Consider the following 12,440-nt stretch of genomic DNA (forward strand, 5'->3'; position numbering starts at 1 on the left):
CGGGCCGCCGCCGCCCCGGTGGATCAGGACGCCACCACCCGCGCCGCCGCGAACGTCTCGGCCGGCATCGCCCGCCGCAGGCGCCAGGTGATCGCGATGGGCCGCTCGCCCTCGTGCTGCACGTAGTCGCACAGCCCCAGGCACAGGAACGGGGCCGGGCCGAGGTCGCCGGTCGGGCTGTCGCGGACGAACAGCGCCACGTGCGTGCCGCGCTCGCGGTGGTGCAGGTAGCGCTGCCCCGTCTCCGACGCGATCGACGTGGCGTTCTGCGACTCCCACGCGAAGAGGTCGGGGGCGACGGCGTAGTCGCGGTACATCGTCGTCGGGGAGAAGTCGCGCTCGGTCTTGCGCAGGTTGACCAGCAGGGCGTCGGTCGACGTCGCCGGCGCCCACGCGACGCCGGTGGCGTGGCCGTGCGCCTTGCGCTCCGTCGACGCCCAGCCCAGCGCGGCGAGGACCTCCTCGCGCCGGTAGTGCGCGTGGCTCAGCAGCGGTACGGGCATCAGGCCCTCGCCGAGCGGACGCACGACGTGGCGGGCCGTGTCGGCGCCGAGCGCGACGAGCTCCCGGATCTCGGCGCACACGGCCGGGTGGGCGCGCAGCCGCGCGAGGCCCTCGCCGTAGGAGGCGAACCCGCCGCGGTCGGGCCACAGCACGAAGAACAGCATCCGGGCCAGCGTCTGCTCGCGCGGTGTCAGCTCGTCGTAGCCGGGGCCGTCGACGGTCGCGAGCCGCGCGTAGACCTCCGCCCGCTCCGGGTCGTCGACGTGGGCGAACCCGACGACGCGCCGCAGCAGCGCGTCCTCGTCCGGCCCCGGCGACGCGCACGGCAGGGCGGCCTCGCGCCGCAGGCCCGTCCACGAGCCGTTGCGGCCGTAGACGTCGACGAGCTCGCGCCCGGACTCCGCGAGGTACCCGGACAGCGGCAGGTCACCGTGCGAGCGGAGGTCCGCCACCAGGTCGCGCCGGCGCAGCCGCAGCTGCGCGCGCACGTTGTCGAGCACGATCCGCTGCGCCACGGCGTCGAGCACGAGCTGCGACCCCGACGGCAGGAACGGGAAGCCGTTCTCGACGTCGCGCTCGAGCTGGGCGCGGCTGGTGCCGGTCAGGGCGCGGTAGCGGACGTCGAAGCGGAACTCGCGACGGTGCTGGCCGATGAAGTCGAGCACCGTCAGCACCGCCTTGCCCGGCGCCCGGCGCAGCCCGCGGCCGAGCTGCTGCAGGAACACGGTGGCGCTCTGCGTCGGGCGCAGCAGCAGGACGGTGTCGACCTCGGGCAGGTCGAGGCCCTCGTTGAACAGGTCGACGGTGAACAGGCAGGTCAGCTCGTGCGCCCGCAGGGCCCGCAGCGCGTCGGCCCGCTCCTCGGCCGGGGTCTCGCCGGTGACGGCGCGGCTCGGGATGCCGGCGCGGACGAACACGTCGGCCATGTACCGCGCGTGCCGCACCGACACGCAGAACCCGAGCGCACGCATCGCCCGGACGTCGGTCACCTTGTCGACGGTCTCGCGCACGACCTTCGCCGCGCGGGCGTCGTTGCCGGTGTAGACGTTGTCCAGCGCGGTGACGTCGTAACTGCCGCGCGTCCACTCCAGCCCGTCGAGGTCGACGCCGTCGGCCACGCCGAAGTAGTGGAACGGCACGAGCAGGTCGGCGCGCAGCGCGTCCCACAGGCGCAGCTCGAAGGCGGTGCGGCCGTCGAAGTGGCTGCGGACGTCGGAGCCGTCGGTGCGCTCGGGGGTGGCGGTGAGCCCGAGCAGCTCGCGCGGGGCGAGGTGCTCGAGCAGCCGGCGGTAGGTGGGCGCCTCGGCGTGGTGGAACTCGTCGACGACGACCACGTCGAAGTGGTCGGGCGGCAGCCGGTCGACGCCGTACGCCGACAGCGACTGCACGCTCGCGAACACGTGCTCCCAGCGCTCCGGCCGCTCCCCGCCGACGTAGGTCTCGCCGAACGCGCCGTCGGCGAGCACCTCGCGGTAGGTGCGCGGCGACTGCTCCAGGATCTCCTTGCGGTGCGCGACGAACAGCAGCCGGGCCCGCGGCAGCTCGCGGCGCAGCCGCGCGTAGTCCAGCGCCGCGACGACGGTCTTGCCGGTGCCGGTGGCGGCGACGACCAGGTTGCGGTGCCGGTCGTGCAGCTCGCGCTCCGCGGCGAGGGCCTCCAGGATCTGCTCCTGGTAGGGGTAGGGCCGCACCTCCAGGCCGCTGATCGCGGTCGGTCCGGGCGAGAACGCGTCGCGGCGCAGGGCGGTGCGCAGCCGCTCGGCGTCCTCGGGGCGGTCCGGGTCGTACGGGACGAACGACGGGTCGGCCCAGTAGCTGTCGAACGTGCCGGCGAACTTGCGCACCAGGTCCGGCGTCGCGACCGCGGAGAGCCGCACGTTCCACTCCAGCCCGTCGACGAGCGCGGAGCGCGAGAGGTTGCTGCTGCCGACGAACGCCGTCGTGTAGCCGGAGTCGCGGCGGAACAGCCACGCCTTGGCGTGCAGCCGCGTCGTGCGGGTCTCGTAGCTGATCTTCACCTCGCCGCCGTAGCGGCGCACGAGCTCGTCGACGGCCCGCTGCTCCGTGGCGCCCACGTACGTCGTCGTGATCACCCGGAACGGGACGCCGCGCTCCCTCAACGCCGCCAGCTCCTCGGCCAGCACCCGCACGCCGTGCCAGCGGATGAACGCGCACAGCAGGTCGACGCGGTCGGCCGACCCCAGCTCGGCCCGCACCTCGGTGCTCAGCGACGGCTCGCCGGTGGCGTTGGTCATCAGGGCCGTGGCCGACAGGGGCGTGATCGGCCGCTGCAGCCGGTGCACCCCCGGCGCCACCTCCCGGCTCAGCACCGCGAGCTGCTGGTGCGACGCCACCCGCTCCCCCGGGTCCGCGACCCGCTCCAGCAGCTCGTTGACCAGCGCCAGCCGCTCCTCGGGCCGGCTCATCCCGGCCAGCTTGCGCTCCACGGACTCGGCGATGTGCCGGGCGAGCACGTGCGGTGCGTCGGCCGGCTCGACCCCGTGCCAGCGCGGCGTCAGCCCGGCCAGCCCCGCGACGGCCGCCTCCAGCCCGTCGGTCCGCAGCGACTCGTACACGCCCTCGGGCAGCGGGTGGCTCACGCCACGATCGTGTCGGACGCCCCGCTCGTCCCGATCATCAGGGCCGGACGACGATGTTGCCGACCTTCCGCCCCGAGTCCACCCGCTCGTACGCCGAGGCGATGTCGTCGAGCCCCACCACCCGGTCCAGCACCACGGCCAGCTCCCCCTTCGCCACCCGCTCCAGCAGCAGGGCGAAGTCGGCGGGGTCCTCCGGCGAGGTGCCGGCCCGGACCCGGCCCCGCGCCAGCAGCATCTGCCCCAGCGTCGCGGCGGGGAGCAGCAGCACCCCGTCGTCGGTGAGCAGGCGGCGCCCGGCCGCGGTGGACAGCCGGCCGACCGTGTCGAGCACGACGTCGAACCGGTCGGTCACCTCGTCCAGGCCGGTCCGGGTGTGGTCGACGACCCGGGCGGCGCCGAGGTCGCGCACCAGCGCCGCGTTCGCCCCGCTCGTGACGCCGACGACCGTCGCGCCGTCCTGCGCCGCGAGCTGCACGGCGGTGGTGCCGATCGCCCCCGACGCGCCGACGACGAGCACGGACGCCCCGCGCGTGACCCGACCGCGCAGGAAGTGCAACGCCGTCGACCCGCCGAACAGCACGCCCGCCGCGTCCTCGTGGCTCACCTCCGCCGGCTTGCGCACCACCCGCTTCGCCGGCACGGCCACGAACTCGGCGTGCGTGCCCATCCGCAGCCCGGTCATCCCGCAGACGTCGTCACCCGCGGCGATCCCCTCGACGCCCGGCCCGACGGCCTCGACCGTGCCGGAGAACGTGCCGCCCAGGACCGGCCGCCGCGGCCCCGACCAGCCGAACGCCGGCCGGGCGATCAGGCCGAAGCCGCGCGGGAACCGGGCGGCGCGGATGCGCGCGTCGCCCGAGGTGACGGCCGCGGCGACCACCCGCACGAGCACCTCCCCGGCCCGCGGCACCGGCGTCGACACCTCGGCGATCCGCACGACGTCCGGCGGCCCGTACCTGTCGACGACGGCGGCTCTCATGGCGCTCCTCTACACGTGTACGTTGCTGCCGGACGCTAGCCTTACACCTGTAAGAAGGCAAGGGAGGTGCCCGTGGTCCAGCGCCCCGCGCTCACGCGCGACCGGATCGTCGACGCCGCCGTCCGCGTCGCCGACCGCGGCGGGCTCGTCGGCGTGAGCATGCGCACCGTCGGCCGGGAGCTCGGCGTCGAGGCGATGTCGCTCTACCACCACCTGTCGGGCAAGGACGACCTGCTCGACGCCCTCGCCGACCGCATCTTCACCGGCATCGCGCTCCCCGCGCCGGACGCGCCCTGGCGCCCGGCCATGGCCGCCCGGGCCGCGTCGGCGCGCGAGGTCCTCGCCCGCCACCCGTGGGCGCTCACCCTGATCGAGTCCCGCCGCAACCCCGGCCCGGCGCTGCTCGGGCACCACGACGCCGTGCTCGGCTGCCTGCGCGGCAACGGGTTCGGCGTCGCGCTCGCGTCGCACGCGTTCTCCGTGCTCGACGCCTACGTCTACGGCTTCGTGCTCACCGAGCTCACGCTGCCGTTCGAGCCGGGCGAGAGCACCGAGCAGTTCGTCGACGCCCTCGACCTGCCCGTCGACGCCTACCCGCACCTGGCCGCGATGGTCGCCGAGCAGGTCCGCGGCACCGGCTACGCCTACGGCGACGAGTTCGGCTACGGCCTGGAGCTGATCCTCGACGGGCTCGCCGCCCGCCTCGAGGAGGGAAAGTAGGGTCCCCGTCGTGGACGAACTGGCCTCGGTCGACGGCGTGATCGGTCCGGCGGGGGCCATGACGGTCCCGGTCACCGACGAGGGGCTGCTGCGCGGCGACGGGGTGTTCGAGGTCGCCCGGCTGTACGGCGGGCGGCCCTTCGCGTGGGACGAGCACGTCGAGCGGCTGGAGCGGTCGGCGGCGAACCTGCGCCTGGAGTTCGACCTCGACGCCGCCCAGGCCGAGGTGGCGGCGCTGCTGGAGCGCGCCGGCGCCGTCGACGGGACGGTCCGCCTGCTGATCACCCGGGCCGGGCGTCGCGTCGTGGTGCTCGCCCCGCCGCCCGTGGTCGCGCCGACGATCACGCTCGGCACCGTCGAGTACGCGCCGTCGCGGGTGCTCGACGCCGTCAAGTCGCTGTCCTACGCCGCCAACATGCACGCGTCGCGGCTGGCGCGGGAGGCGGGCGCGGGCGAGGCGCTGCTCGTGACGCCCGACGGGCTCGTCCTGGAGGGGCCGACGTCGGCGTTCTTCTACGTCCGGGGCGGCCGCCTGCACACTCCGCCGCTCGCCGACCACGTCCTCGACTCGATCACCCGTCGGCACGTCCTCGCCGTCTCCGGCGCCACCGAGCGCAGCCTGCGCCGCGACGAGCTGGACGCCCTCGACGAGGCCTTCCTCGCCTCCACGACGCGCGAGGTCCAGCCGGTCGCCGCGATCGACGCCCGCGACCTCCCCGCCGCCCCCGGCCCGCTCACCGCCGCCGCGGCCGACGCGTTCCGCCGGTACGTGGCCGACCGCCTGGCTCCCTGAGGGTCAGACCACCTCGGCCCGCAGCACCACGACCCCGCCGACCAGCAGCCGCAGCCGCTTCTCGGCCCGCACCGCGAACCCCGCCTCCGCGAGGAGGCCCTGCAGCTCGCCCGGCCCGAACGCCAGCATCGGCGAGCGGCGGCGCAGCGGGACCGGGCCGGGGGTGCCGTCGAAGTCGGCCAGCACGAGCGCGCCTCCCGGCCGCAGCACGCGTCGCACCTCCGCGAGCATCTCGGCCCGTCCCGTGGGGTCGAGGTGGTGGAACATCAGCGAGGAGAGCACGAGGTCGCAGGTGCCGTCCGCGGCCGGGACCTCCTGCGCGTAGCCGCGCTCCCAGCGCGCGTCGCGGACGGCCCGCTCGCGGCTCCGCACGGCCTTGCGGCGGGCCGTCGTGAGCATCCGCTCGTCGGGGTCGACGCCGACGAGCCGGACGCCGGGCAGGTCGCGGCCGACCCGGCGCAGCAGCGCGCCGGTGCCGCAGCCGACGTCGACCACCGTCGCCGCGGACGACGCGTCGAGGTCCGCGACCTCTGCGACCGCGGCGTACATCCGCGGCGCGCCGATGAGCCGGCCGAGGGCGTCGTAGAAGACGGGCGGGCGGTGCTCGCCCAGGGCGGGGAGGAAGGACCGGTGCCCGTGACCGTGTCCGTGACCGGCGTGCTGGGAGGTTGTGTCGTCCACCCGACCAGGATGACGGCCCGCGGACCTGCGGAGGTGTCCGATGTGCGGTGATGGTGGGACGATCCGACGGTGCGCACCGTGCGGATGGCCTCGGGCGGGCGGCGCGTGCCCGTCTACGGCTTCACGGCCGGGCCGGCCGGGCCGCGGGTCCTCGTGCACCGCATCGGCGGGGACCACGCGCGGGTGCCGCCGGGCGAGCACGCCCACGACTTCTTCCTCGTCACCTACGTCGGCCACGGGTCCGGCCGGGTCGCCGGGCCGGGCGACCTGTTCGTCGTCGCGCCGGGCGACGTCGTCGGGCCGACGACGTGGGGCGGCGATCCGGAGGACCTGCACGGCGTGGCCGGCTGGTCGGTGATGTTCGACGCCGACGTGCTCGGCGCGCAGCCCGCGGCCTCCCCGCTCGCCTGGGGCGCGCACCCGCTGCTGGCCCCGTTCGTCGGCGGGCGCCCGTCGGGGACGACCCGGATGGCCGTCCCGCCCGACGCCCGCCCGGACTGGGAACGGCGGTTCGCGCTCCTGGAGGCCGAGCTGCGGGAGCGCCGCGACGGCCACCACGCCGCGGCCACGGCCCACCTCACGCTGCTGCTCGTCGACGTCGCCCGGCTCGCGGTCGGCGTCGAGGGCGGCGTGGTCGCCGACCTGCGCCTCAACCGCGAGCCCCTGCTGGGCGACGTCTTCGCGGTGATCGAGCAGCGCTACGCCGAGCCCCTGTCGCTGCGCGACGTCGCCGCCGCCGTCGGGCTCTCCCCCGGGCACCTGACGACGCGCGTGCGCGACCGCACCGGCCGCACGGTTCTGGAGTGGATCACCGAGCGCCGGATGCTGGAGGCGCGCCGGCTGCTCGCGTCGACGGACTCCCCGGTCGCGGCCGTGGGCCGCGCCGTCGGCTTCCCCGACGCCGGCTACTTCGCGCGGGTCTTCCGCCGCGAGCACGGCACGACGCCGGGCGGATGGCGCGGGCGCGCCTGATCCTCACCGCACCGCCGGCACCAGCACCTCGTCCACCGCGGCGAGCACGTCGGGCACGGTCACGGCGAGCAGCGCCGGGTCCGGGTCGGCGGCGAAGGCGTCGCCGCGGCGCAGGTCCGCCGCCGTCAGCGCGCGGTGCGGGCCGTCCGCGGGCGGACCCCACTCCTCCACCGGCGCCGGCCCGAACAGCACGACCGACGGCGTCCGGTAGGCCGAGGCGAGGTGCGCGGCCCCGGTGTCCCCGCTGACGACCAGCCGCGCGCCGGCCACCAGCGCGACCAGCTCGCCGAGGTCGGTCCGCCCGGCCAGCACCGCGTCGCACGCCAACCCGGCCGCGGCGGCGACGGCCACGGCCCGCTCGCGCTCGGCGCCCGAACCGGTGACGACGACGTCGTGCCCCGCGCCGCGCAGCTCGGCCGCGACCGCGGCGAACCGCTCGACCGGCCACTCCTTCGCCCCGTAGCCCGCGCCGACGTGCACGACCGTCGCCCCCGGTGCGGGCGACGGGCCGTCCGGCGGGGCCAGCAGCAGGTCGGCGGGGTCGGCCGGGACGCCGTGCGCGACGAGGAGGTCGCACCAGCGCTCCCGCTCGTGCCCTCCGGGCCGCCACTCCGGGCCGCTCCAGCCCGGCGCGGCGTGCCCGATCCGCCGGTGCGGCCGCAGTGCGTCGAGGACCGGGTTGCTCTCGGCCGGCACCCCGTGGAGGTTGACCACCACGTTCGGCCCCGGCGGCTCGTCGAGGGGCGTGAGCCCGCGAACGGCGTGCAGGCGGTCGACCGCGCCGGTCAGCGCGACGACGGGCCCGAGCCAGCCGTGCGTGGCGAGGACGATCTCGTGTCCGGCGAAGGCCCGGCGCAGCGCCCGTAGCGCCGGTACGACGACGAGCAGGTCGCCCAGGTTGAGCGCGCGCAGGGCGACGAGGCGGGGTGCGGTCACGCGCCCGCATACCCGCCGCGGGAGCGCCCTACCGCGCGAGGAGCTCGTCGATCTGGTTGATCGCGGACGACGAGCCCTCGACGACGCCCATGTCGAGCACCTGCTGCAGCCCCTCGGCGGAGGCGTAGGTGGCGGTGTAGGTGGCGCGCGTGCCGCCGTCGGTCGGCGCGAAGCGGTACTCGTTGCGCGACACGGGCATGGCGGGGTTCGGCGAGAAGTCCTCGTGGGCGAACCCGTCCTCGAAGGTGAAGCCGGTCGGCTCGTCGACGGAGACGATGTTCCAGTACCCGGCGAACTTCTCCCCCTCGGGGCTGGTCATGAAGTAGGTGACCCGGCCGCCGGGGCTCAGGTCGTGGTCGACGAACGTGGCCGGGTAGGTCGGCGGCCCCCAGACCCGCTCGAGCTGGCGCGGGTCGGCGTAGACCTGCCACACGCGGTCGACCGGTGCCGCGAACTCGGCGACGATCGTCAGGGTCAGGGTGTCCATGTCGTGCGAGACGTCGGTGACGGGCATGTCAGCTCTCCAGGGCGTTGTCGGTGGCGATCAGTTCGTCGATGCGGGCGATGCGGCCGCGCCAGACCTGCTCCAGCTCGGTGAGCATCGAGCCCACCGACCGCACCGCCGCCACGTCGCCGCTGGCCAGCTGCTCGCGGCCGTTGCGCCGCTTGGTGAGCAGACCGGCCTTCTCGAGGACGGCGACGTGCTTCTGCACCGCGGCGAAGCTCATGTCGTAGCGCGCCGCGAGCGCGGAGACCGAGTGCTCCCCGGCCAGCACGCGGCGCATGATGTCGCGCCTCGTGCGGTCGGCGAGGGCGTGGAACAGGGCGTCGGCCCGGTCCTCGTCGTCCTCGGTCATGACACCAATATACAACCGATCGGTTGTACGTCAACCCTGTGCTGCCACAACCCCTGCATCTCGCAGCCGCTGCCGCGCCGTCGCCAGCTCCCCCGGCGCGAACAGGGCGGGAAACCGCAGCGCGACCGTCTCCACCGCGAGGTCGAGCCGCTGCTCCTCCCACAGGCGCCGGAACCCGTCGCTCGGCGTGGCCGAGTTGAGGATCCGGCGGACGGTGTCGAGCGCACCGAGCTCGTGCACCATCTCGCGCAGCTGGACCGGGTTGTACTGCAGCTCCGCCTGGCACCGCGCGATCATCAGGAACAGGGCGCTCTCCAGCGTGCCGTCGCCGCCGGTCTGCTCGGCGAAGCCGGCGCCGGAGGTGCGCTCCCCCGACGCCACCTCACCCAGGCGCTGGACGTACCCGCGCAGCGCGTCGCTGCTGGTGAAGACCTCGCAGCCGAGCTCGGTGAGCCGCGGGAGGTCCGCCTCCTCGGGGTCGAGCTCCAGCACCACCGGCTTGCCCTGGCCGACCTGCAGGCCGTCGGGCCAGAACGCCTCGGCGACGGCGAGCACCTTGCCGGTCTCGGCGTCGGTGATCTCCTCGTCGAGCAGCGGGCGGGCGTAACCGAGGCCGGCGAGCTCCTCGACCAGCGCCGCCACCTCCGCGGTGCGGGGGTCCGGCGGTGCGGCGTCCTCGGTGACCTCCACCGGCACGAGCACCCGGGACTCCGGGAGGACGCCGGCCATCAGCTCGCCCAGGAACTCGTTGGCCGCCGCGGACAGCAGCTTGCGGCGGGCCGCGAGGAACTTCGGGTAGTCCTGGATCCGCCACAGGCCGTCGGGGATCCACTGCGACTCGCGCGTCGCCAGTCCGGGCAGGTACTCCCCCGGCTCGCGACCGTGCAGCGCCGTGGCCGTCGACGGCGTCACGAAGGCGTAGTTCGCCACGGAGTTGATCTCGGCCCGCGAGTAGCCGGCGTGCGCCAGCAGCGCGCGCGGGAAGATCTCGTGCACCTCGATCGCGCCGGTGTCGGCGCCCAGCGGCCGCCCGCTGAGCAGGTCCTGCGCGCCGCCGGTGCGGCTCACGAGGTACAGCAGCGGGTAGGAGCGCGAGCCGCGCCCGTCGCCCTCGAAGTCCTGCGGGTCGATCGTCAACCGGCCCTTGCGGATCCGGCGCAGGTTGGTGATCACGCCGTCGATGCCGTCGCGGTCGACGGTCTCGAGGTCGCGGTTCAGCGTCGTCTCCCCGGACGCGGCGTACCGGCCGCGCACGGCGGCGTGGACGAACCAGCACAGGGCGCGGTCGGCCTCGGCCTGGTCGGCGAAGCGGCCGCCGCGGGAGTGCAGCAGGCGGGTCAGGACGGGGATGCCGGCGCGCCCGAACAGCACGCGGTCGTGGTCGAGGCCCAGGCGCGAGGAGAACAGGTCGAGCAGGTGGTCGACGTTGTGCAGCGTCTTGTAGAGGGCGTCCTGGAAGTCGCCCGCCGAGACGTCCTCCAGCGCGGAGAACGAGCCCCGGCCGGTGGCGACGGCGTTGACGTTGCGCAGCAGCCAGTCCGGGGTGAACCGGACGTTGCGGTCGGCGGCCCAGCGCTCGACGTTGTTGCGCATCATCGGGCGGGCGTCGGCCCACTCCGAGCAGATCCGCGCCAGCGCGAGGTCGCCCTTCGACAGCTTGGTGCCGCCCGAGTTGACCCGGTTGAAGATGTCGACGACCACGTCGACCGTCTTGTCCGCACCGGTGATCGCGTCGACGTAGAACTCGCGGTCGACGACGTTGCGCAGGGTCTGCAGGCGGTCGAGGTACTCGAAGAAGCGCGCCGCCGTGTCGGGGTGGGCGTGCAGGTCCTTGGCGACGGCGGTCGGCCCGTCGACGAACAGCGCGGTGACGTCGATCCAGCGCGGGTCGTCCTTCATCTTGACCGGGCCGTAGAACTCGAACGACTCCGTCTCGACGTTGAACCGCAGCCCGGAGAAGGCCTCGGCGTCGCCGTCGAAGAACGCCGGCGGACGCCCGCGGATCAGCCCGTAGAGGGTCGTGACCCGCTGCTGCCCGTCCAGCAGCAGCGACCGCGTCCCCCGCGCTCCGACCGCGCCGCGGACGGCCTGGTCGGTGGTGTCGGTCTCCCACACCAGCAGCGCCCCGACCGGGTAGCCCCGGTAGAGCGACCGCATCAGGCCGCGCACCTGGTCGCGGTTCCACACGTAACCCCGCTGGAACTCCGGCAGGAGCATCGTCCCACCGTCGATCTGGTCCAGGATCGCGCTCAACTTCGCCATGCCGACATTCCCCCCACGTACGCGTGCGCTCGTCCATCGGGCCCGCGGACGGGGTTGTTACGGAGGGCGGCCGGAGCTGGGCCCCAGGATCAGCCCGACGTCGCCAGCAGCCGCCCGGCCGACCGCGCCGCCTCCGCCCGCACCGCGTCGTCGAACCGCCGGCGGGCCACCTCCTCCTCGACCACCCCGCACCGCTCCTCGAACACCGTGAAGCAGACCTGCACGGCCCGCACGAGGCCCGTGAGCAGCGCCCGGGTGGGACGGAGCGGGTCGAGCAGCGTGAAGCGGGGCTCGCCGTCGACGACGTCGTCCTCCGGACCCAGGTCGCCGGGCAGGACCATGCCGCGGGCGGCCTGCATCGCCGAGCTCACGAGGTTGCGCACGACGGCCAGCGGCGGGTTGCCGACCTGCAGCACCTGGAGGACCGTGCACACCCCGCCCAGGTCGGCGCCCTGCTCCTCCGCGGCCGACTCCAGCACGTCGAGCGGGTCGCCCTCGTCGACGACGGTCGCCACCACGTCGAGCGCGGCCTGCAGCCAGTGCGCCGCGGCCACGCACGCGGCCGTCGAGTCGACCTCGTCGAACAGCTCCTCGCTGCCCATCGGCACGGCGTGCAGCAGCCGGTCGGCGGCGGCGATCTGGGTGGGCGAGGCGTCCAGCCGGGCCACGACGACGGCCTGCCGGGCCCGGCCGTCGAGGTCGCCGAGCAGCGCGCGGTCGACCGCGTCGAGCTCGGCGACGACGTCGGCCACGACCGCCCGCACCACGCCGGCGCTGCCGACCGCCGCCAGCGCCCGGCCGACGCCGTGCGCGTTCTCGAGCTGCTGGTCGGCCTCCCGGTACAGCAGGCCGTCCTCCACCAGGTGCGGGCGGCGCAGGGCCCGCAGCACCTCCTCCCGGTCGGGCTCGCCGAGCAGGCCGGGGTCGGAGTAGCTCAGCCAGGCGGTGGCGGACAGGTCGGTGAGGGCCTGGGCGAGGTGCATGCCGGTCCGGTCCGAGGTGCGCTCGTGCAGGCGGGCGACGGAGCGGGCGACGCCGCCGATGCCGCACCTCCACGTCGCGTGCAGGGTGCGGGTGGACGAGTCGTACGCGTAGGTCGTCATGGCGGGAGGATGCCGCGCCGGACACCGACTCCG

11 protein-coding genes are annotated in these 12,440 nt (G+C 75.2%); 3 read left to right on the top strand and 8 right to left on the bottom strand.

Annotated features, from left to right (window positions below):
- Positions 1–23 precede the first annotated feature (23 nt).
- Positions 24–3,104 carry a DEAD/DEAH box helicase gene (locus HOP40_RS32060; RefSeq protein WP_172166597.1) on the bottom strand — a complete coding sequence of 1,027 codons (3,081 nt, stop codon included), beginning with the start codon at positions 3,102–3,104 and terminating at the stop codon, positions 24–26.
- A gap of 37 nt (positions 3,105–3,141) precedes the next feature.
- Entirely contained in the window at positions 3,142–4,083 is a 942-nt protein-coding gene (locus HOP40_RS32065) for an NAD(P)-dependent alcohol dehydrogenase (protein ID WP_172166599.1), read from the bottom strand.
- Positions 4,084–4,155: 72 nt separating this feature from the next.
- On the opposite strand from HOP40_RS32065, the gene HOP40_RS32070 reads away from it, so the two are divergent.
- Together HOP40_RS32070 and HOP40_RS32075 are read left to right on the top strand one after the other, a co-directional pair.
- On the top strand, positions 4,156–4,803 hold the full coding sequence (locus HOP40_RS32070; RefSeq protein WP_172166601.1) for a TetR/AcrR family transcriptional regulator: 648 nt from the start codon (positions 4,156–4,158) through the stop codon (positions 4,801–4,803).
- A gap of 10 nt (positions 4,804–4,813) precedes the next feature.
- The gene (locus tag HOP40_RS32075) at positions 4,814–5,596 is read left to right on the top strand and encodes an aminotransferase class IV (protein WP_172166604.1); all 783 of its coding nucleotides are present in this window, start codon (positions 4,814–4,816) and stop codon (positions 5,594–5,596) included.
- Positions 5,597–5,599: 3 nt separating this feature from the next.
- Here the strand turns inward: HOP40_RS32075 and HOP40_RS32080 are convergent, their stop codons facing one another.
- Positions 5,600–6,277 (bottom strand): class I SAM-dependent methyltransferase, encoded by a 678-nt coding sequence (locus HOP40_RS32080; RefSeq protein WP_172166606.1) that lies wholly within the window; start codon positions 6,275–6,277, stop codon positions 5,600–5,602.
- 69 nt (positions 6,278–6,346) lie between these two features.
- On the opposite strand from HOP40_RS32080, the gene HOP40_RS36235 reads away from it, so the two are divergent.
- Entirely contained in the window at positions 6,347–7,249 is a 903-nt protein-coding gene (locus HOP40_RS36235; protein ID WP_240157391.1) for a helix-turn-helix transcriptional regulator, read from the top strand.
- A 3-nt stretch (positions 7,250–7,252) separates the two neighbouring features.
- On the opposite strand, the gene HOP40_RS32090 is transcribed toward HOP40_RS36235, so the two are convergent.
- From HOP40_RS32090 to HOP40_RS32110, 5 genes are all read right to left on the bottom strand, one after another.
- Positions 7,253–8,185: a glycosyltransferase family 9 protein gene (locus HOP40_RS32090; protein ID WP_205346991.1), complete on the bottom strand. Its 933-nt coding sequence runs from the start codon at positions 8,183–8,185 to the stop codon at positions 7,253–7,255.
- A gap of 28 nt (positions 8,186–8,213) precedes the next feature.
- The gene (locus HOP40_RS32095; RefSeq protein ID WP_172166609.1) at positions 8,214–8,699 is read right to left on the bottom strand and encodes an SRPBCC family protein; all 486 of its coding nucleotides are present in this window, start codon (positions 8,697–8,699) and stop codon (positions 8,214–8,216) included.
- A gap of 1 nt (position 8,700) precedes the next feature.
- Entirely contained in the window at positions 8,701–9,042 is a 342-nt protein-coding gene (locus HOP40_RS32100) for an ArsR/SmtB family transcription factor (protein WP_172166611.1), read from the bottom strand.
- A 30-nt stretch (positions 9,043–9,072) separates the two neighbouring features.
- Positions 9,073–11,304, bottom strand: coding sequence for a GmrSD restriction endonuclease domain-containing protein (locus HOP40_RS32105; RefSeq protein WP_172166613.1), 2,232 nt, complete (start codon positions 11,302–11,304; stop codon positions 9,073–9,075).
- A gap of 89 nt (positions 11,305–11,393) precedes the next feature.
- On the bottom strand, positions 11,394–12,407 hold the full coding sequence (locus tag HOP40_RS32110) for a hypothetical protein (protein WP_172166615.1): 1,014 nt from the start codon (positions 12,405–12,407) through the stop codon (positions 11,394–11,396).
- Positions 12,408–12,440 lie beyond the last annotated feature (33 nt).

Source organism: Pseudonocardia broussonetiae (assembly GCF_013155125.1).
Taxonomy (GTDB): domain Bacteria; phylum Actinomycetota; class Actinomycetes; order Mycobacteriales; family Pseudonocardiaceae; genus Pseudonocardia; species Pseudonocardia broussonetiae.